The following is a 22,223-nucleotide window of genomic DNA, read 5'->3' on the forward strand; positions in this document are numbered from 1 at the left end:
GAGGATGAGGTTTTTGGTCGCGTAGCTGAACTGCTAGTCGCGGGAGGAATGCACAGGACTACTGCGGCTTATGTCACCGCGCCGGCTTCTGCTGTTGCATTCCCGTTTTCTGCGAAGTTAGTAGACCTGCGCCACCTGTCGTATCCTCCTCTGTCCGTGTCTGTTCCGGTCAACAAAGAGTAAGGGTAAGCGCAGGCATGTTCCTGTTCGGTGGTGGCGCGGGCACCCGCCGGACGAGCGCTGCGAACGAGTTGGGACTGCGAGTAGGGTCACCGTAACGATTTCCTCTGCAACACCCATACGTATACGGCCCCGTCCGGGCAGTTCGTCAAAGTTGTAGATCGGGGGACAGATAGTGGGCTCGGGGTTTCCGCGCAAGACTGCAGGTGAAGTGGATTCACGTGCCTTCCCGCTCTCGCATGCCCAAAAGGGGCTGTGGTTTGCGCAGCAGTTGGAACCGAACGTCCCCATACTCGTCGCGCAGTACGTCGAACTCCGTGGGCCTGTGGACGTCGGAGCGTTGAAGTGGGCGTCCGAGCAGGGCTCGTTCGATATCGAGTCACCCGGGGTACGGATCGTCGACTACGCGGGTGAGCCGTACCAGTTGGCCGACGAGACGATCGACGACGAACTCGCCTACGTCGACCTCCGGTCCCGTGAAGATCCTGTGGCCGAGGCGCACCGGTGGATGGACGAGCGGCGGCGCCGCCCCATGTCGGTGTATCGGGACCGGTTGATTTCCGCGACACTGCTGCACGTCGGCCGTGACCACTACTTTCTCACCACCTTCGCGCACCACCTGATCCTCGACGGCTACGGCGCCATGGTGCTGATGAATCGGGTGGCCGAGCTTTACACGCACGCAGTCGCGCGCACGGAGGCTCCCGCGTCGAAGGCGCTGCCACTACGCGAACTGTACGAGGCCGAGGATGCGTACCCGCAGTCCCGCCGGTTCGAGATCGACCGAGAGTACTGGGCCGAACGCACAGCGGACCTGCCCGAGCCTTCCCGGTTGACCGACCGGCAGAGCGCCCCGTCGGCAGTGTCGTTGCTCGCCGGCAAGGTGATGGATCCCGCTGTCGTCGACGAGCTGGAAGCACTCGCTCGCGACTGGAATTCGTTCGAGGTACCGATCGTGGTCGCGGCGTTCGCCGCATTTCTCGCACGGATGACGGGCAATTCGGATGTCGTGCTGAGTCTCCCGGTGTCAGCCCGCACCACCGCGGGCGCGCGCCGTTCGGGTGGCAGTGTGGCCAACATCGTTCCGCTCCGGATCGCGGTGGATGCGCACGGGACTACACACGACCTGGTGCGCCGTGTCCAACTGGAACTGACCGGTGCGCTGCGACATCAACGTTTCCGGTACGAAGACATCCTCCACGACATGCGGTCGACCTCCCGCGTCGGCCGCGGCTTCGGGCCGATGGTCAACATCATGATGTTCCACACCGAGACGTGGTGGGGTGAGGTACTCGGTGAACTGAATGTTCTCACCGCCGGCCCGGTCGACGACCTCGCGGTGGCGATCTATCCGGGTGCCGCCGGCCAGAACGTCCGCGTGGACTTCGAGGGCAACCCGGCGGTGTACGAACGAGACGAACTTGCGGGACACCACGAGAGATTTCTGGAGTATCTGGGCGGATTCGTCGGCGCGGATGCCGAGGCAGCGGTCGGCAGCCTGCCATTGCTCACCGACGACGAACTCGAGACGCTTGTGCCTCTCACCGGTCCCCCCTCGGTATCTCCGCTCACCCTTCCGGACATGTTCGACAAGACAGCGGATTCCGACACGGTTGCCGTCCGCTGTGGCGATGTCGAGATGACCTACCGCGCTCTGCACGAGCGATCGAATCGGCTCGCGCGCAGACTGCTTGCGCAGGGCGTAGGCGTCGGAAACCGCGTTGCGTTGATGCTGCCCCGCTCGATCGAACAGGTGGTCGCGGTGTGGGCCGTCGCGCGATGCGGTGCGGCGTTCGTTCCGGTGGACCCGGACTATCCGGCCGAACGCATCGCGCACATGATCGACGAATCAGGCGTCACCATCGCTGTCGCAACGGAACCGGAGGTGGTGCCTCCTGGTGTCGAGTGGGTGGATGTCGCCGATGCGCCGGGGAACAGCGCGCCTATAGCCGATGCGGAACTGGCACACCCGATCAGGCTGGACAACGCGGCCTATGTCATCTACACGTCCGGCTCGGTCGGGGCGCCACGCGGTATCACCATGCCCCATCGGGGACTTGCGAATCACGCCGCCGCACTGCGTCGTCTCTACGCGGCAGATTCCCGCTCGCGGGTGCTGATGTGCGCGTCGCCCTCCTATGACGCCTCGATTCACGAGTTGCTGGTCGCAGTCACAGCGGGTGCGACGCTGGTGATCGCGCCGCCGCCGGTGCGCGGGGGGAAGGCGCTCGCCGACCTGCTGCGGCGTGAGCGGATCACCCACTGGACCACGACACCGGCGGTCCCGGCGCAGATGGATCCGGCTGGATTGGCCGACCTGGAGGTACTCGCCGTCGCCGGTGAGGTCTGCCCGCCGGAACTGGTGGCGCGCTGGGGCGTGGGCCGCACCGTGTTGAACCTGTACGGGCCGACGGAAGTCACCGTGTGGGCCACGGCCACCGAAGCGCTGGTCCCTGGTTCCCGCACCACGATCGGGCGACCGATCGAAGGTGTGTCGGCCGTGGTGTTGGACCGGTTCCTGCAGCCGGTGCCGGCCGGAGTGGTGGGCGAGTTGTACCTGTCCGGTCCGGGGGTGGGCCGCGGATACCTGGAGCGGCCGGGTGCGAGCGCGACTCGTTTCGTCGCCAATCCGTTCGCGACCGATCTGCGACGCATGTATCGGACGGGCGATCTCGTCCGGTGGACTGAGGACCACGAGTTGGAATTCGTGGACCGGGCCGACGATCAGGTGAAGATCCGCGGATTCCGGGTCGAACTGGGCGAGATCACCGCGGTCCTCGGTCGGCATCCTGGTGTTGACACGGCGATCGCCGTGGCACACGACCGGAACGGCGAGTTGGTGGTGGACGGTTACGTTCACGGCGCCGGCCTGGATCCCGACGACGTTTTCGCCGGTGTGGCCGAGCGGCTGCCGGCGTACATGGTGCCCTCGACGGTCACAGTTCTCGATGCGGTGCCGCTCACACCGAGCGGCAAGGTCGATCGATCCGCGTTGCCGATTCCTGCGCCGTACGAACGCGAATTGCGCTACTGGGCACAGCAGCTCAGGGGTATGCCGAGTTCCCTGCCGTTGCCGATGGACCACGAGGTCTCGCTGAACTCCGGGGCGCTCACCGGTGTGGTTCCGTTCGCCCTGGATCCCGCCCTGAGCCGGGATGTGCACCACCTGGCGGCCCGGCACGAGGTCTCGCTCTTCACGGTCGTTCACGCGGCCGTGGCGGTGTTGTTGTCCGTCGTTAGCGGTGAGGACGACCTCGCCATCGGAGCGGTCCTGTCGGACTGCGCCGACGGACGGGGCGACCACGATTCCGAGCCCCTGGTGCTGCGCAGCAGGCCGGATCCACCTCTGACGTTCGAGAAGTTCCTGGTCGAAACCCGTCGCGTCGAGCAGGCCGCACGCGCACACGGCGCGGTTCCGTTCGCGCACGTGGTCGATGCTGTCGGGCAAGAGCTTTCGCCGGGACGGCACCCGCTCTTCCAGGTGATGCTGTCGGTGGAAGCGGAGACGGAGCGGGAGTTCGACGGTCTGGACCTGGTGGTATCGCTGCGTGATCGAGTCGGCGGAGAAGGCGGCGGGGTCGAGGGCGTATTACGTTACGCGGCACATCGTTTCGAGCGGGAGACGGTGGAGCGCTGGACGTGGCGGCTGCACCGGCTCTTCGTGGTGGTGGCCGAGAACCCCGGTGTTGCGCTGAGCTCGATCGACCTGCTGACGCCGGACGAGCGCGCCAGAGCCGTCGGAGGGATGACGGAATCGGCGGACCACGACACGTCGTTGTCCGAGGTGTTCCTGCAGCGAGTTGCCGACCGCCCGGGCGCCGTCGCCGTCAGCTGCGGTGGGGAGGTGCTCTCCTATGCCGAGGTCGACCGTCGCTCCGACCGTCTGGCGCGGGCGCTGACGGCGTCCGGAATCGAAGATTCGACCATTGTCGCTGTCGGACTGTCGAACCCGGCCGACCGGGTGGTTGCGCATATTGCCGTCATGCGGGCAGGCGCGACCTGCCTCCCGCTGAGCCTCGACCATCCCACCGAACGCATCCGGTACATGCTGGCCGACGTGGTGCCGACGCTGCTGCTCCTCAGTCGGGCTGACGCCGGAGCGATTCCTCACGGCGGATACCCGACCGTGCTGCTCGACGACGTCGAGATGAACAGCGCCGGCGACAACGACGTCACGGCGTGGGAGTCGGAACCGATTCATCCGGACCGCGTTGCCTATGTGCTCTGCCCCGTGGGCTCGGAACCGGTCGCGGTGACCCACGCGAATGTGCTGGCACGGTCGGGCAACGACTGCGCCGGTGTGGTGGCGGACATCTGGGGGCCGCTCGTCGACGGCGGGACGGTGGGGCACGACCGAACAGAGCGCGAGCCTGCAGAACCCACCTACCTGGATGCCGGGTCCCGCATCTACGTGCTGGACCGGGCGTTGCGGCCCGTCCCGCCCGGCACGGTCGGGGAACTGTATGTGGGAGGGCAGCAGGTTGCCCGAGGATTTCACCGTCGGCCCCGGGGTACTGCCGAAAGGTTCGTGGCCGACCCGTTCGTGCCCGAGAGCACGGAGGGAGCCGGGGGAGTACGGATGTACCGAACCGGGGACCGAGGGCGGTATCTCGACGGGCAACTGGAGCGGCTACCGAGGACATCCGGAGACAGCAGCCTCGCACGGTGGCAGCGGGCGTTGCGCGGCGTCGGTTCGTCGTCGCCGGTGCCGACCGACCGGAGAGTCGGGGGAGCTGCCTCCCGCTCGGACTGCGTGCACGAGTTCGCGATCGGCTCCGATCGCCACGAGGCCGCCCTGCGGTTGGCGCGCGAACAGGGCGTGACGCTGTTCACGGTCTTACGGGCGACTCTCGCGATCCTGCTCGCACGCATCGGTGTTCACCGCGACATCGTCATCGGTGGCAATGCCGGGCTGGCGGGAGATCGAGCCAAGACGGTGGCGTTGCGGGCCCGCGTCACCCCCTCCATGTCGTTTCTCGAGGTCCTCGAGCAGGTCCGGAGCTTCGATGTCGCGGCTTTCCAGGACGCGGACGTGCCGTTCGAGGCGCTCGCCGACCTGCTCGGCGGCGAGCGACCGCAGGTGTCGCTCGTGCTCGCGCCGACCTCGGAGAAGCGCACCACGCCGACGCCGTTCGATCTGGCGTTCACGTACTCGGAGCGCTGGTCGGATCACGATCCGGTGGGAGTGGACGGTGTCGTCACCTATACGCCGTCGCTGTTCGACACCGCGACCGTTCGATCGCTGGCCGAGTTGTTCGTGGACGTGCTGGCCGTCGTCACCGACCGCCCCGAGATCGACGTCGGCAGCATCGGCCTCGCTGCCGGCGCAGTCCTCGACGGCGGCGAACCGTCGGAACCGAGAACCCTTTCCGGGATTCTGACCGGCACTGCCCGCGCCTTCCCGAATGCACAGGCGCTCTCCGACGGTGCCGTGACTCTCACCTACCGTGACCTCGATGCGCGGTCCGATTCGCTGGCGCGTGTCCTGATCGACGCAGGTGCCCGTCCGGGCCGCGTGATCGCGCTCGCCCTGCCGCGGTCGGTGGATTTCATGATTGCGCTGTGGGCCATCACCAAGACCGGTGCGGCCTTCGTCCCGGTGGATCCGACACATCCGGCGGAGCGTCTGGAACGGGTGCTGACCGAGGCCGACGTGTGTGTCGGGGTCGGGGCGATGTCGGTGGGCGGTTCGCGGATCGCGTGGCTGCCGGTCACCGCGGGTGACTGTCTGAAAGATGTTGCTCCGGTGCATGTTCCGGTGCATCCGGACGAGGTGGCGTACGTCATCTACACGTCGGGTTCCACTGGCACGCCCAAGGGGGTGATGGTGCCGCACCGCGGTGTGTCCTCGCTGACCGAGGAAGCGGTGCGTCGGTACCGGGTCACGTCGGCCTCACGGGTGCTCCACGCCTACAACCCCACCTTCGACGCCGCGCTCCTCGAGGCGCTGCTCGCGTTCGGTTCAGGTGCCTGCCTGGTGGTCGCCCCCGCCGAGGTGTATGCGGGACCGGATTTGCATCGTGTGCTCGTCGAGCATCAGGTGAGCCATTATCTGTCGACGCCGGCGGTGCTGGCGTCCTTGAACACGGACGGGCTCGAGCACATCGAAGTCGTCGCGGTCGGCGGTGAGGCTCTGCATCCCGACCTCGCCGCGGCATGGAGCGACGGCCGGCGAATGCTCAATGCGTACGGGCCGACGGAGTCGACCGTCGTCGCCACCCTCGCCGCGGTCGACGACCACGTGACCATCGGCGGACCGATTCCCGGCACCACCGGTCGGGTGCTCGACGACCGATTGCGCCCGGTTCCCGTGGGTGCGATCGGCGAGCTGTATCTATCCGGGTCCGGACTGGCTCGCGGGTACGTCGGTGATCCGGGGCGAACCTCGGTGCGTTTCGTCGCGGGTGCGGGCGGTACTCGGATGTACCGGACCGGCGACCTCGTGCATCGCCGTGCCGACGACAATCTGCAGTTCATCGCGCGAGTGGACCGGCAGGTGAAGATTCGTGGCGTCCGCATCGAACCGGGGGAGGTCGACGCGGTGATCACCCGGGTCGCCGACGTCGACGGTGCGATCACGGTGGCCCGGCCCAACGCGGCCGGCGCCGACGCGTTGGTGTCGTATGTCGTGCCCCGCGGTTCTCTCGATGTGGAGTTGTTGCGCAAGAGACTCGAAGACATGTTGCCGTCGTACCTGGTGCCTGCCGCGGTCGTGGTGCTCGACGCGTTTCCTCTCAACCCGTCGGGCAAGATCGACGTGAAGGCGTTGCCGGCGCCGGTACTCGAGTCGAGGGTCTTCCGGGCACCGGTGTCGGCGGTGCAGGAGGCGGTCGTCGCCGTCTTCGCCGAGGTGCTCGCAGTGGAGCAGGTCGGGCTCGACGACGAATTCTTCGCACTGGGCGGTAACTCGCTGATCGCGACGCAGGCGGCCGCCCGATTGGGGGAGGCGTTGAATGCGCACGTGCCGGTCCGGATGCTGTTCGAGGCGTCGACGGTGGAGGCACTGGCCGAGCAGGTGTCTTCGGTGCTGGGCACGGGTAACCGGCCGGTCCTGTCGCGGCGGCCTCGACCGGAACGTGTTCCCCTGTCGCCGGCGCAGCAGCGGATGTGGTTCCTGAGCCGCTTCGACCCCGCTTCCCCGGCCTACAACATCCCCCTGGCCGTGCGGTTGACCGGAGACCTGAACGTGCCCGCACTGCAACAGGCGGTGCGCGACGTGCTGGAACGGCACGAATCTCTCCGGACGGTGTTCCCCGAACACGACGGCGAGCCGGTGCAGATCGTGGTGCCCGCTGAAACTGTGGAATTGGATTTGTCGCCGACAGTCGTGACAGCAGATGCCGTGGACGCCCACGTACTCTCGGTCGTCGCACGGGGATTCGACGTCTCGGCATCGGTCCCGATCCGTGGGCGGCTCCTGCGGGTGAGCGACAACGAACTGATCCTGGTCGTGGTGGTCCACCACATCAGTGCGGACGGCTTCTCCATGGCACCGCTGGCGCGGGATGTGGCGGCGGCGTACCTGGCGCGGGCGAGGGGCGACCGTCCCGGGTGGACACCGCTCGCGGTTCAGTATGCCGATTTCGCGCTGTGGCAGCGCGAGGTGCTGGGCGATGAAGGTGATCCGGAGTCGCCGGCCGCGAAGCAGTTCGCCTACTGGACGCGCACACTCGCGGGTATTCCCGAGTTCCTCGAGCTACCGACCGATCGCCCCCGACCCGCGGCACGCACCCATCGGGGTGCCGTGGTGCCCGTGACCATCGGGGCCGACACGCATCGACGTCTCGGCGATGTTGCACAACAACACAATACGACCCTGTTCATGGTGATGCATGCTGCTCTGGCGGTGTTGCTGGCGCGCGTGACGGGCACCTCGGACATCGTGATCGGCACTCCGGTCGCGGGCCGCGGTGAGCGGGTGCTCGACGACGTGGTCGGAATGTTCGTCAACACGCTGGTGCTGCGTACCGCGGTGGATCCCGACGCCTCCCTCCTCGACGTGCTGGACCAGGTCCGGGAGACCGATCTCGGGGCGATGGCCCACGCGGAGGTTCCGTTCGAGCGGCTGGTCGAGATTCTGAACCCGGTTCGTTCGCAATCGTATTCGTCGCTGTTTCAGGTCATGCTCGCGTTTCAGAATCAGGCCGAGGCGAAGCTGGAACTGCCGGGACTGACCATTGCGCCGCTCGAGATCGACGCGCATGTCACCAAGTTCGACCTCGACTTCTCGCTCTCGGACAGTTACGACGAGAACGGTGACCCTGCCGGTGTCGCCGGGACGCTCACGTACTCCACCGAGCTGTTCGATTCGGAAACGGCGGATCGGTTCGTCCGGGGTGTGGTGCGCGTCGCCGAGGCCTTCGCAACGCAACCGGGTCATCAGGTCCGCGATCTGTCCTTGCTGACGGACGACGAGACGGTCCAGATGCTGAATACGTGGAATTCGACGGACGTGGAGCTGCGCGCATCGACGCTGGTCGATCTTCTCGATGCTCAGGTGGCCGACACCGCCGATGCCGTTGCCGTCGTCTTCGAGGGCGATTCGTTGACATACGGCGAGCTGAACGCGCGTGTCAACCGCCTGGCGAGGCTGCTCCTCGAGCGCGGGGTAGGACCGGAATCCCTTGTCGCGCTTGCGTTCGAGCGCTCACCGGACATGATCGTCGGAATGTGCGCGGTCCTCCGGGCCGGCGGTGGGTACGTGCCTCTCGACCCCGACCACCCGGCAGAGCGTGTCGAGGACGTGCTGGGCTCCGCGGCGGCGGAACTGGTGTTGACCACTTCGTGGACCCGCGCGTCCTTGCCCGCCGGTATCGCGCACGTCGACATCGACACCGTCGATCTGTCCGGGTTCAGTTCGCGGCCGATCTGCGACGCCGAGCGGGTGGGCCCGCTGCGGCCGCAGAACACGGCCTATGTGCTGTTCACGTCGGGATCGACGGGACGACCCAAGGGCGTGGCCGTCAGCCACGCCGCGATCGTGAATCAGCTGCGCTGGCTCGCCGAGGGGTACGAGGTCACCGCCGACGACCGCGGAGTGCTCAAGGCTCCGTACACGTTCGATGTCTCGGTGTGGGAGATCTTCCTGCCCCTGAGTGTGGGAGCCCAACTGGTGGTCACGCGGCCCGGCGGGCATCGCGACCTCGACTATCTGGCGGCAGTCATCCGCGAGCAGCGGATCACCATGATGCATTTCGTGCCGTCGGTACTGGCCGCGTTCCTCGCAATGGGTGAGGGGGAGACCCTGTCCTCGCTACGACACCTCCATGTGGGCGGCGAGGAGGTGTCGTCCGAACTCGCGGAGGACGTGATCGCACTCCGTCCGGGCGCGTTCCACAATACGTATGGTCCCACCGAGGCGGCGATCAGCGCGACAGCGTTCAGGCTGGGCGAATCCGTGGATGCGCGAGTGCCGATCGGTGCGCCGGTGTGGAACACCCAGGCGTACGTGCTGGACGCACGGCTGAATCCGGTTCCGGTGGGTGTCGCCGGCGAACTCTATCTCGGCGGCGACCAATTGGCCCGCGGGTATGTGGGACGGAGCGAGCTCACTGCGGAACGATTCGTGGCCGATCCCTTCGGTCGGCGGGGAGAACGCCTGTACCGCACAGGCGATCTCGTGAAGTGGACCCGAACCGGTCAGCTGGTGTACCTGGGCCGAACGGACCTCCAGGTCAAGCTGCGCGGCTTGCGCATCGAACTGCGGGAGATCGAGTCGGTGCTGGAGGCGGCGGTGCGGGTGTCCCAGGCCGCCGTGGCGCTGGTCTCGGACGAGCGTGGCGGTGACCACCTCGTCGGTTACGTCGTGGCCGAACAGGGTCAGCGGATCGACACTCGTGAATTGGCGGCGTCTGCGCGAGAACGGTTACCCGCGTACATGGTGCCGTCGCAGATCATGATCCTGGACGAACTGCCCCTGGGGTCGGCGGGGAAGCTCGACAGGCGTGCACTTCCGAAGCCGCGGTTCGAACCACGGCCGTTCCGCGCCCCGGTGACGGACATCGAGGTTGCGGTGGCAATCGCCTTCGCGGAGCTGCTCGGTCTCGAGACGGTGGGTGCGGACGACAATTTCTTCGAGCTGGGCGGAAACTCCCTGATGGCGGTGCGCGTGGTGAGTGCCCTCGAGGCGTCCATCGGCGTTGTGGTTCCACTGCAGATGGTGATGACGGATCCGACCCCGAGTTCGATAGCGGAACGGCTGAGTTCGGCCGATCGACAACGTGACGGGGCGCTCGACGTGGTCTTCCCCATCAGGACCGCGGGGGAGGGGCGCCCACTGTTCTGCTTCCACCCGATCGTGGGTCTCGCCTGGTGCTACACGGGTTTGACGTCCAGGATCGATCCCGATCGGCCGATTTACGGCCTCCAGTCGCCGGCGATCAACGGCGAGGACCCGCTGCCGGCATCGATCGACGATTTCGCGGCGAGGTACGTGGGGGAGATCCGCCGGATCCAGCCTCGCGGTCCGTACGAACTTCTGGGCTGGTCGCTCGGCGGCGTCCTCGCGCATGCAGTCGCAGTGCAACTGCAAGCTGCGGGTCACGAGGTGGCGACCGTCGTGATGCTCGACAGTTACGCGCATCAACCGGACCCGAGGGACACGGAGATGCCGGTGAGTGTGAGCGACCTGCTCTCGGGAATCGGCGTCGATGCGGACGTGCCTGCGGCCGTTGCGGACATGACACCCGAATCGGCGGTGGACCTACTGGCTGCGACGGGCGGCCCCACGGCCGTTCTCAGCCGCGACCAACTCCACAGGCTGATCGAGGGTGCCGCACACAACTGCGCGCTGCTCGATCACCACACCCCGGGTGTCTTTCGCGGTGATGTCGCGTTCTTCACTGCCGGACGGGACGATCCGACGGGATCGGCGGCGGCAGCGAGCTGGGAGCCCTACGTGGCGGGCGCTGTCCGAAACCGGATCGTCGACAGTACGCATTGGCACATGACGTCAGCTGCGGTGTTGAGGGTGGTCGGGGCGTCCTCGAGACGCTGAGCCCGCTCAGTACCGAATTCGGAACGGCGTTCGGCGGCGTCGCCCGGTTCGCCGAGCCCACGGTCGGTCCTCGGTAGTCGGGAACGTCCACGCGGCGATGGCGACGGCCGCAACGGACAGCAGGTCGGACACCGTGAGCCCGTGCGTGGCGTCGAACTCCCAGAGGACTTGACCCTCGAGCGGTCCGTTGCCGAACAGCCATAGAACCGCGGCAGCGACGGTGGCTGCGGCGGACAGGCGGGAGGGGCGTGCAAGGCACAGTGTGGTCGCCGCAAACAACAGATTCATGAACACGAGTGGATAGAAGGGCAGCGCCATCCCGCTATCCTTCCAAGCTGCGCCGGGACTGCGCGCGCTGGGGCGCGGTCACGCAACCGTTCGGTCGGGCGGGTCGTTCTTTCTTGTCGTGTCTTCCCTGGCGGGTAGTTCGCGCAGGTCTTTCTGCCGTATCGCTCTCCCGATGAGGATCGCGAGCGGCACCGACAGTGCTACCCACACGAGCGCGACCCAGGCAATCCACCACACAATTCGAGTATGCCCGCCCCTGGACGCTTGCCCAAGGGCGCCGCGGTCCGAGGGGACTGGTCGGTAGCACAAATTCGCAAAAATTACCTGGTTATCGCTGGTTTGCCCTGCCAAGTTCGGGGCACCCCCTTCGGTAGGGATTGGTTCTCTTTTTCAAGGAGGTGGGTGATGACGACACCAGGTATGTCGATCGAGAGACACCCTGATATCGCCGAGTTGCGGGCTCGCTACGACCGAGTCTCGGAACAGCCGATGACGCAGGTCACCGAGGGCCTGATGTTCATGGCGGGCCTCTACATGGCGGCGTCGCCGTGGATTGTCGGGTTCGCGAGCCAGTCGGGCCTGGCGATGTGCAATCTGTTGTCGGGTGTTGCGGTGGCACTGCTTGCCGTCGGTTTCACGTCGGCCTACTCACGCACGCACGGCATGGCGTTCGTCGCGCCGCTGCTGGGTCTGTGGATGATCGTCAGCCCGTGGCTGGTCGTCGGAGTTACCACCACGGCGGGAATGATCTGGTCGAACGTGATCTGCGGCATCGTCGTCTGTCTGCTGGGTCTCGGTATCACCGCCATGGGCATGGCGGACGGCGGAATGCGGATGAGGAGGAGGTAGTCGCGGCGCGTGCCTTCATGGGGATGGGGCACGAGTCACAGGAGCGCCCGCCGATTCGGTGGGCGCTTCGTTGTTCGTCTAATTCTGTTTGAGAAACGCGTCGTGCTCCTGGTGGGCGCGCTTGATGAGGTCCATGAGTGCGGTTTCCTCGCGGACCATCTTCTTGAACTTCGGGTCGAGCTTCTTGAGCTGTTCCTCCTCGCCCCGCAACTTGTCATACATGCGTTCGCGCTCGGCCAGGTCGGCGGTGTAGTCGAGGTCGAGGTAGTTGATCGCGTGCCGCCGGGCACCGGCGATGGCGGATTGTGCCCTGCCCCGCTTGCTGGTGAGCGACGCGATCACGGTGATGACGAGGATGCCGATGATGACGGCCAGCGACGCGAACGTGCTGATCTCGATGACGTTCACCGGTTCGCCGTCGTTGACGAACGGCAGGTTGTTCTCGTGCAGCGCATGCAGGATCAGCTTGACCCCGATGAACGCGAGGATCGCGGACAGTCCGTACGACAGGTAGATGAGGCGGTCGAGGAGACCGTCGAGCAGGAAGTACAGCTGCCGCAGACCCATCAGCGAGAACACGGTGGCCGTGAAGACGACGAAGACGTTCTGGGTGAGGCCGAAGATCGCGGGAATGGAGTCGAGCGCGAACAGGATGTCGGTGCCGCCGATCGCAACCATCACCAGCAGCATGGGCGTCATCGCCCGCTTGCCGTTCTCGATGGTGAAGAGTTTGTCGCCGTCGTAGTGCTCGGTGGTGTGCATGAACTTCTTCGCGATCCGGATGATGAAGTTGTCGGCCGAATGCGAATCCTCGGTCTCGGGTCGCAGCATGTTGCCGGCGGTGATCAGCAGGATCAGGCCGAAGAAGTAGAACACCCACGCGAACGAGTTGATCAGCGCGGCACCGAGGAAGATGAACGCGGTCCGGGCGAAGATCGAGAACACGATGCCGAACAGCAGGACCTTCTGCTGGTCTTCGCGCGGCACCCGGAAGCTGGACATGATGATGAGGAAGACGAAGAGGTTGTCGACGGACAGCGCCTTCTCCGTGACGTAGCCGGCGAAGTACTCCGAGCCCATGTCGACGCCGCCGAAGATCAGGACCGCGACTCCGAAGAGCACCGCGAGTCCGACGTAGATCGACGACCAGATCGCCGCTTCCCTCAGCGTCGGGATGTGCGCGTGGCGGACGTGGAAGAAGTAGTCGAACGCGAGCAGCGCGACGATCACGATGATCGTCACAATCCAGGCGAACGGAGTCACATGCATCGTCTCTGCCTTTCAGCTGAAGCGAACGCGCCTGTTCGTCAGCGTAGTCGCGCACAGGGCGGGACTCGGCAGAACCGCCGCGGTCGCCGGGACGGCACACGCGCTGCCGCCCCGGCGATCGGGCTTATCCTCGGTCGCCGAACACCGTCCGGTGCCAGTCCTTCCTGGCGGTTCCGGTGATGTCGGACATGACGTGCTTGACGTTGGTGTATTCGTCGAGCGAGTACGTCGACATGTCCTTGCCGTAACCGGACGCCTTGTACCCGCCGTGGGGCATCTCGCTGATGATCGGGATGTGGTCGTTGATCCACACGCAGCCCGCGGCGATGTCGCGGGAGGCGGTTTGAGCCCGGTACAGGTCCCGTGTCCACGCGGACGCCGCCAGCCCGAAGTCGGTGTCGTTGGCGAGCGCGATTCCGTCCGGATCGTTGTCGAACGGCAGGACGACGAGAACCGGGCCGAAGATCTCCCGCTGCACGATCTCACTCGACTGGTCGGCACCCACGACGAGCGTCGGCTCGTAGTAGAAGCCGGATGCGAGGTCGCCCCCGGGGACGGATCCGCCGCGGACGATCTTCGCCCCGGTGTCGCGGGCGCGATCGATGAATCCGGCGACGTGCTGCTGCTGTCGCCGCGACACCAACGGCCCCATGTCGGTCTCGGGATCGGACGGGTCGCCCAGGCGGACGGTATCCATGAGTGAGGCCACCCCGGCGACGAAGTCGTCGTACAGCGGACGCTGCACGTAGGCGCGGGTGGCCGCGGTGCAGTCCTGGCCCGAGTTGATGAGGGCACCGGCGACGGCTCCGTTGATCGCCGCCTCGAGATCGGCGTCGTCGAACACCACGAAGGGGGCCTTCCCGCCCAGTTCCAGATGAAGTCGCTTGCCCGCCGCGGCGGCCGCGATCTGCCGTCCCACGGGCGTCGATCCGGTGAAACTCACCATGCTCACGTCCCGATGCGACACCAGCGACGACCCCGTCGTCACGCCGCGGCCGGTGATCACGTTGACGACGCCGTCCGGCATTCCGGCTCGGGACGCGGCCTCCGCGAACAGCAGCGACGTCAGGGGAGTGATCTCCGCCGGTTTGAGCACGATGGTGTTGCCCGCGGCCACCGCGGGCAGGACCTTCCACGCGGCCATCTGCAGCGGATAGTTCCACGGCGCGATCGAGCCGATCACCCCGACCGGTTCGCGGCGGATGCTGGACGTGTGGTCGGGGGAGTACTCGCCCGACGCCTTGCCCTCCAGATTGCGGGCCGCGCCGGCGAAGAACGACACGTTGTCGATCGACCCGGGAACGTCGAACTCGGTCGAGAGTTTGATCGGTTTGCCCGTCTGCCGGGTTTCGGTGCGTGCGATGTCGTCGGACATCTCCGTGAGCTCGGCAGCCCATCGAGTCAGGACGGCGGAACGCTCGCCCGGGCTCGTCGTCGACCAGTCCGCGTAGGCGGTCTTCGCGGTGGCGACCGCGTCGTCGACGTCGTCCACCGATGCTTCGGTGCGGGAGGAGATCACCTCGCCCGTGGCCGGATCGAGCACCTCGTACCGTTCGGCCGCCCGGCCGTCCCGGTAGCGGCCGCCGACGTACAGCCCGGGAAGGTCCTGGTGGTTCACAGCAGGGTCCAGGCTTCGGTGAGGACGCTGCGGAGGATGTGTTCGATTTCGTCGAATTCGGTCTGTCCGCAGATCAGGGGCGGGGCGAGTTGGATGACCGGGTCGCCGCGGTCGTCGGCCCGGCAGTACAGGCCGGCGTCGAACAGGGCGGTGGAGAGGAACCCGTGCAGGATCCGTTCGGCCTCGTCGTCGGTGAACGACTCCTTCGTGGTTTTGTCCTTGACCAGTTCGATGCCGTAGAAGAAGCCCTCGCCGCGCACGTCCCCGACCATCGGCAGATCGGTGAGCTTGTCGAGGGTGGCCCGGAACGCCGGCGCCTGCTCGGCGACGTGGGCGTTGAGGCCCTCGCGTTCGAAGATGTCCAGGTTCGCCAATGCCACCGCCGCCGAGACGGGGTGCCCGCCGAAGGTGTAGCCGTGCGCGAACATCGACGTCCCGTCGGCGAACGGTTCGAACAATCGGTCCGAGGCGATCATCGCCCCGATCGGGGAGTACCCGGACGTGAGGCCCTTGGCGCAGGTGATGATGTCGGGGACGTACCCGAAGTCGTCGCACGCGAACATCGACCCGATCCGGCCGAACGCGCAGATCACCTCGTCCGAGACCAGCAGCACGTCGTACTCGTCGCAGATCTGCCTGACCCGCTCGAAGTAGCCGGGCGGGGGCGGGAAGCAGCCGCCGGCGTTCTGCACCGGTTCGAGGAAGACGGCGGCGACGGTGTCCGGGCCCTCGAATTCGATGGCCTCGGCGATCCGGTCGGCGGCCCAGATCCCGAACGCCTTCGGGTCCGAGCCGAGGGGTTCGGGGGCCCGGTAGATGTTGGTGTTGGGGACCCGGAACGCGCCGGGGGTGAGCGGTTCGAACGGGGCCTTCAGGGCGGGGATGCCGGTGATGGCGAGGGCGCCCTGCGGGGTGCCGTGGTAGGCGATGGAGCGGGAGATCACCTTGTGCTTGCCGGGTTTGCCGACCTTCTTGAAGTACTGCTTGGCCAGTTTCCAGGCGCTTTCGACGGCCTCGCCGCCGCCGGTGGTGAAGAAGACCCGGTTCAGATCGCCGGGGGCGTAGCCGGCGAGGCGTTCGGCGAGTTCGATCGCCGGTGGGGTGGCGTAGGACCAGAGCGGGAAGAACGCGAGCTGTTCGGCCTGCTTGGCGGCGGCCTCGGCGAGCTCGGTCCGGCCGTGACCGGCCTGAACCACGAACAACCCGGACAGCCCGTCGAGGTAGCTCTTGCCGGCCGCGTCCCAGATCCGGGCACCCTCACCGCGGGTGATGATCGGCGGGGTGATGTTCTGCCCGTGCCGGGAGAAATGCCCCCACAGGTGGCGGCGGGCTGCCGCTTCGAGTTGCGGCGTCGTGGGCGAAGAGGTGGTAACCGTGGTCATCGGGTTCCCCAATCATATTGCTGTTTGACAAGTTTCAGGTACACCATCGTCTCGGTGCCGAGCACACCGGGAATAGTGCGAATTTCTTTGTTGAGCACGGTCAGGAGGTGGTCGTCGTTCTCGCATACGATCTCGGCCAGAATGTCGTACGCGCCTGCCGTCAACACGACGTAGTCGATGGCGTCGACGTCGGCGAGCCGGGCGGCGATGTCGGTGACATCCCCGGAGCAGCGGATTCCGACCATGGCCTGACGTGAGAATCCCACTTGAACGGGGTCGGTGACCGCGACGATCTGCGTGACGCCGGTGTCGATCAGCTTCTGCACGCGTTGGCGTACAGCCGCTTCCGACAATCCGACGACCTTGCCGATGGCCGAGTACGACCGCCGTCCATCCTCCTGAAGTTGCTCGATAATCTGCTTGGACACGGGATCGAGAGAGGCAGGCTGCTCAGACATGCTCGAATCCTCCCTTGCTCGTGGTGTCGAAGACAATCGGCTCGGACATTTCGGAAACTATCGCCTCTTCCCGGTGACGTCGGCACTCACGACTCGGGCACCTTCACTTCGGTGTCGGCGGTGAGGGTGCGTCCGCGGAAGAAGTCCCGGGAGCCGGTCGCGAAACACAGCAACATCAGGGGGATTCCGACCACCAGCATTCCGACGCCGAGAACGAACACGCCCCCGAACGGACCGAACGCGGTGAATCCGTAGTCGGGACGCAGCATGTCGACGGCGCTCTGAACGAAAGCCCACGTCATGCAGAGGGCACCGAGCAGCGGAAAGATGCCGCGCATGAACAGATTCCGGGCCGAGTCGAGGAGTGTCCGACGGAAGTACCAGACGCACGCGTAGGCGGTGATGCCGTAGTAGAAGGCGACCGCGAGTCCGAGCGACGCCACCGAATCCTGCAGGGCGTTGGCGCTCGCGAACGACAGGACCAGGTAGAACAGGAGCGCCGACGCTCCCATGACCAGGGTTCCGAAACCGGGGGTCATGTATCGGGGGTGCACGGTGGAGAATTTTCGCGGCAGTGCCTCGTAGACCGCCATCGACAATGTTCCGCGGGCCGTCGGCAGGATGGTGGTCTGGGTCGAGGAGAGCGCGGAGATCGAGACGGTCAGCAGCAGCAGCGAGGCGGCGACCGGTCCGGCGACGGGCCCGCCCAGGGTGGTCAGGACGTCGTCGACGTTTTCGGGATTGTTCAGGCCGATGCCGGTGTCGCCGAACCCGGCGAACGACTGGACCGCGTATCCGACGAGGACGTACGTGGCGACGAGAATGACCGTGGTCAAGACCGCGGCGCGGCCGGGGGTCCGCTCGGAATCCTTTGTTTCCTCACCGACTGCCAGGCAGGCATCCCACCCCCAGTAGATGAAGATGCACAGGATGATGGCCTGTGCGGCACTGGACATCGAGACGCCGGTGGGAATGATCCAGTCGAGTTTCGGCGTGATCGCCTGCGGGCCGGCAGTGCCGCCGAACACCTTCGACAGTGCGATGATGCTGACCCCGATGAGGACGGTGAACTGGACGGCGATCAGGACATTCTGCAGCCGTTCGCTGATGAGGATGCCGCGAAAGCTGACGTAGGTCATGGCGGCGATGAAGAAGCACCCCAGCAGAACCTTCGCGGCGAGCGACTCGGCTGCCGCGTGCAACCCGAGAACCTCGAACAGGTAGATCGCCGCAATCTCCGCGGTGTTGGCGAGGACGATGATTGCGGACACGGCGAGTCCCCACCCCGCCATCCACCCGATCCACGGACCGAACGCCTTGGTACCCCAGGTGAACGAGGTCCCGCAGTCCGGGGTGTCCCGATTGAGCTCGCGGTAGGCGAACGCCGTGAGCAACATCGGGATGAACGCGACGAGGAACATCGACGGTGCCTTGTCGCCGACGGCCAGAACGACGTATCCCAGCGTCGCGGCGAGGCTGTAGGCGGGCGCGACCGACGACAGCCCGATCACCGTGTTGCCGATCAATCCCAGTGCGCCGCTGTTGAGGCCCTTCGCGGAGCCGAGCGGGTTCTGGGTCTTCGAGGGCTGGGTCTTCAAGGGTGGAGGTTCGGCAATGCTCATCAATTCTCCCTCGAGGTGTGCGGTGCGGGCAGGCGTGCCCGTGCAGGTGTAGTACAGGGGTGTAGTGGTTTTCTCGGTTAGACGATATGAGGGGCTGGGCTAGGGCCCCACGCACATGTGAACGTGGGTTGCCGACAGGAAACGGGTCCTGGCCGGTAGAGCCACAAGATGTGGGAGGCCCCAGCGATGAATCAGCGTACGAGCATTGGATTGGATGTGCACGCACGATCGGTGGTCGCCTGCGGCCTCGACGGGCAGACCGGTGAGCTGTTCGAGCGAAGATTGACACCGGATCACGGCGAAATCGTGGGCTGGAGCAGGTCCCTACCGACTCCGGTGGCGGTGACCTACGAGGCCGGGCCGACCGGCTTCGGGCTGGCTCGATCACTGACCGCGGCGGGCATCGAGTGCCTGGTGGCCGCACCGTCGAAGCTGCAGCGCCCGCCCGGAGATCGGGTCAAAACGGACGCGCGCGACGCGCGACATTTGGCTCGTCTGCTGCACCTCGGGCAGATTGTCGAGGTGGCGGTGCCGAGCGTCGAGCAGGAGGCGGCCCGTGATCTGGTGCGTGCCCGGGAGGACTGTCGTGGGGATCTGATGTCGGCCCGGCATCGGGTGTCGAAACTACTTCTGCGGCAAGGGATCGTCTACTACGGTGGCCACGCGTGGACGAAGGTGCATGACACCTGGCTGCGTGCCCAGCACTTCGACGCACCCGGTCTGCAGCTGGCGTACGAGACCGCCTATGACACCATGCTCGCGGCGGTGGATCGGCGAGATCGGCTGGATGTGGCGATCGCGGTGATGGCCACCGACAGCGACTACACCCCGGTCGTGACTCGGCTCGGCTGCCTGCGCGGGGTGTCCACGCTGACCGCGTTCGGGCTGGCCGTGGAGATCGGTGATTGGCAGCGCCTGACCGGACGCTCGATCGGCGCCTACCTCGGGCTGGTGCCCACCGAACACTCCTCGGGCACGTCGCGCTCGCAGGGATCGATCACCAAGACCGGCAACGGTCACGCTCGGCGGCTGCTGGTCGAGGCCGCCTGGCACCACCGACCCAGGTATCGTCCCGGAGCGGATCTGCGGCGCCGTTGGGACCATGCCAGTCCTGCGGCCCGGGCTCGCGGACAGCAAGCAAATCAGCGCCTGCACGCCCGCTGGGCCGGGTTCGACGCCCGTGACAAACGCCCCGCACTGGCGAATACCGCGATCGCCCGCGAACTCGCCGGCTGGTGTTGGTCGCTGGCCGTGCTCGATCCCTGAAAGCCGGGTCCCCCGTTCCGCATCCTGGTTGCGAGTGTGGTCGTCACCTCGTCGGGCGGCAAGGTCGGTTCTCCTCGCTACGCTGCGGGGACTCCACCTTGTCCCCTCGTCGCCGACGACCGGTGAGGCAAGGATCGGGAACGGGAACCCCCACAACGTCCGGACGAATCATCCGGTGGTGACGGCAGCGCCTGGGAGTGATCCGCGCGCAACCTATTGAGCAATCCTCAACTGTAAGTTGGGATCACGCTCGACATTAGACGAGCGATCCACTCCAGCCGAATAACCGTCCTGCGGTACCCAACCCGCGAATATCAGAGTTGACCACGCGTCGAAACCGACACGCTCGCCACCACCCCAGATCGACCGGACCAACAGAGGCGGCGCCCACGACGACGGTCCTGGACGCCGCCTCGCCCTGCGTCCTTGACAAACCCGCGTACATATCAGATTGCCGGTGCGGCGATGAAGATCTTCCGCAGCGTGTCGCGCACGATCCACCGGGTCTTCTGGCCGGACCGCACGTGGACGACACTTCCGGGACCGAGCTCGAGATCCGGGGTGCCATCCTCGAACTGCACGGTCGCGTCGCCGCTGAGCACGATGAACACCTCGTCGATCTCGACGTCGCACGAGGTGCTGGGCTCGATCTCCCACACGCCGACGGTGACACCGGCGAAGTCGCCGAGCACTCGTTCGCCGACCATCGGCACGCTGTCGCCGATCACCTGCTCTTCGGGCAGGCGGTGGTAGTCGAGATCGGTGGTTCGAGCATCGGTATGCGGTCCGGATTCCCAGGCGACGACCCCGGTCGCGGGGTCGCTCACGAGTCGAATCCCAATCCCACCGCGTCGAGGGCCTTGAGGAAGAGGTTCCGCCGGCCCTCCGTGTGATCGGCGCGATCGAGCGACCATCGGGTGGCGTTGATACCGGCCGCCGCCAACGGTTCGGGCGGGAAGGGGAGGGGCATGGACTTCACCAAGTCCAATTCCGTCAACGCCGTCGTCTCGCCGGACACCTTGTCGAGCATGACGTTCGCCGCGAAGCGGGAGGCGCCGACACCGAGACCGGTGAAGCCGGCCGCGTATGCGATCCGCCCCTTCGCCGCGGAACCGAAGAATGAGCAGAAGCGGGTCGACGTGTCGATGACGCCGCCCCACTTGTGGGTGAACTCGAGGCCTTCGAGCTGAGGGAACGTCGTGAAGAAATGGCTCGCGAGCCTCGTGTGGGACTCGGGGCGGTCTTCGAGGTCGTGGTGCATTCCCCGCCCGAAATGGTAGATCGCGTCGTATCCGCCCCAGAGGATTCGGTTGTCGCGGGTGAGCCGATAGTAGTGGAATTGGTTGGACATGTCGGCGACGCCCTGTCGCGCAGACCATCCGACCTCCGCGAGCTGTGCGTCGGACAGTGGTTCGGTCATGAGCACGTAGTCGTACACCGGAACCGTATGCAGCCGGTACCTCTTCAGCAGGGACGGAAAAGCATTGGTTGCCAGGATCACTCGTCCGGCCGACAGGGTCGCGGCCGCCGTCCGAACGCCCACCCGGGACGACGATCGGGAGCGGACGAGATCGAGAACCTTGGTGTGCTCGAACATCTCGACACCGTGCTCCGCGCACGCCCGGCCGAGTTCGGTGGCGAGCTTGGCCGGATGCACCAGCGCGGTGGACTGCTTGTCCCACACACCGGCCAGATACGTGGGCGAGTTCACCTGCGCGCGCATCGCGGGTCCGTCGAGCACCGTGGTGGTAGCGCTCGGCGGCGTGTCGAACACGTCCTTCGCCTGGTAATCGGCGATCGCGACCGAGATCGCGCCGTTCCGTTCGAAATCGCAGTCCAACCCCAGAGTGTGGACGGTCTTCTCGATGGCGTCGAGGTTCTCGAGCCCGAGCGCTTCGAGGGCGTCGATCTCCCCCGGCCAGCGTCGTCGTCCGTTCTCGCTGCCGTGGGTCAGGCTGGCTTCGACGAACCCGCCGTTACGGCCGGATGCCGCCCATCCGATGGTCTCGCCCTCCACGAGGGCGACGGACAGTTCGGGGTGGCGCTGTTTCGCGAGCAGAGCACTCCAGAGTCCGGTGTATCCGCCGCCGACGACCACCAGGTCGTACGCGGCGTCGGCCGAGGCGGCCGGGTAGGTGGGGGTGTCGGCGACGTCCTCGATCCAGAACGGTGCCAACCGGGTGCGCCGGAGCGCATGGTCGACGACCTTCGCGTTCGGTTGATTCTTCTCGAACACTGTCTGCAGCATGGAGCACCTTTGTTGGTGGAATGACCGAAAGGTGACGTGTGAGGCAC

The 22,223-nt window shown here is 66.2% G+C and carries 11 protein-coding genes; 3 read left to right on the top strand and 8 right to left on the bottom strand.

The features are described from left to right. The first annotated feature begins 391 nt into the window (after positions 1-391). A complete protein-coding gene (locus QM806_RS07850) occupies positions 392-11,176 on the top strand; it encodes a non-ribosomal peptide synthetase (protein ID WP_283290949.1) in 10,785 nt (3,594 codons plus the stop codon). A 6-nt stretch (positions 11,177-11,182) separates the two neighbouring features. Here QM806_RS07850 and QM806_RS07855 read toward each other — a convergent pair whose 3' ends face one another. Next, a complete protein-coding gene (locus QM806_RS07855; protein ID WP_283290950.1) occupies positions 11,183-11,494 on the bottom strand; it encodes a hypothetical protein in 312 nt (103 codons plus the stop codon). A gap of 375 nt (positions 11,495-11,869) precedes the next feature. Between QM806_RS07855 and QM806_RS07860 the strand changes: the two genes are divergently transcribed. Further along, positions 11,870-12,313: an SPW repeat protein gene (locus tag QM806_RS07860; protein WP_011597573.1), complete on the top strand. Its 444-nt coding sequence runs from the start codon at positions 11,870-11,872 to the stop codon at positions 12,311-12,313. 78 nt (positions 12,314-12,391) lie between these two features. Here QM806_RS07860 and QM806_RS07865 read toward each other — a convergent pair whose 3' ends face one another. The 5 genes from QM806_RS07865 to QM806_RS07885 form a co-directional block, all read right to left on the bottom strand. After that, on the bottom strand, positions 12,392-13,582 hold the full coding sequence (locus QM806_RS07865) for a TerC family protein (RefSeq protein WP_265147111.1): 1,191 nt from the start codon (positions 13,580-13,582) through the stop codon (positions 12,392-12,394). Positions 13,583-13,706: 124 nt separating this feature from the next. Continuing rightward, on the bottom strand, positions 13,707-15,200 hold the full coding sequence (locus tag QM806_RS07870; protein ID WP_054245802.1) for a gamma-aminobutyraldehyde dehydrogenase: 1,494 nt from the start codon (positions 15,198-15,200) through the stop codon (positions 13,707-13,709). Further along, positions 15,197-16,582, bottom strand: coding sequence for an aspartate aminotransferase family protein (locus QM806_RS07875; RefSeq protein WP_283290954.1), 1,386 nt, complete (start codon positions 16,580-16,582; stop codon positions 15,197-15,199). Before QM806_RS07875 ends, QM806_RS07870 begins: the two co-directional genes overlap by 4 nt. Continuing rightward, on the bottom strand, positions 16,579-17,040 hold the full coding sequence (locus QM806_RS07880; RefSeq protein WP_005264039.1) for an Lrp/AsnC family transcriptional regulator: 462 nt from the start codon (positions 17,038-17,040) through the stop codon (positions 16,579-16,581). Before QM806_RS07880 ends, QM806_RS07875 begins: the two co-directional genes overlap by 4 nt. 86 nt (positions 17,041-17,126) lie before the next feature. Next, positions 17,127-18,662, bottom strand: a complete 1,536-nt coding sequence (locus QM806_RS07885) for an APC family permease (protein ID WP_120659553.1) — start codon at positions 18,660-18,662, stop codon at positions 17,127-17,129. A 186-nt stretch (positions 18,663-18,848) separates the two neighbouring features. On the opposite strand from QM806_RS07885, the gene QM806_RS07890 reads away from it, so the two are divergent. Next, positions 18,849-19,928, top strand: a complete 1,080-nt coding sequence (locus QM806_RS07890) for an IS110 family RNA-guided transposase (RefSeq protein WP_283290957.1) — start codon at positions 18,849-18,851, stop codon at positions 19,926-19,928. Between the two features lie 446 nt (positions 19,929-20,374). Here QM806_RS07890 and QM806_RS07895 read toward each other — a convergent pair whose 3' ends face one another. Both QM806_RS07895 and QM806_RS07900 read right to left on the bottom strand, forming a co-directional pair. Further along, positions 20,375-20,755, bottom strand: a complete 381-nt coding sequence (locus QM806_RS07895; RefSeq protein ID WP_283290958.1) for a cupin domain-containing protein — start codon at positions 20,753-20,755, stop codon at positions 20,375-20,377. Then, the gene (locus tag QM806_RS07900; RefSeq protein ID WP_120659551.1) at positions 20,752-22,176 is read right to left on the bottom strand and encodes an NAD(P)/FAD-dependent oxidoreductase; all 1,425 of its coding nucleotides are present in this window, start codon (positions 22,174-22,176) and stop codon (positions 20,752-20,754) included. Before QM806_RS07900 ends, QM806_RS07895 begins: the two co-directional genes overlap by 4 nt. Between the last annotated feature and the right edge of the window lie 47 nt (positions 22,177-22,223).

The organism is Rhodococcus sp. IEGM 1351, from assembly GCF_030056875.1.
Classification (GTDB): domain Bacteria; phylum Actinomycetota; class Actinomycetes; order Mycobacteriales; family Mycobacteriaceae; genus Rhodococcus_F; species Rhodococcus_F opacus.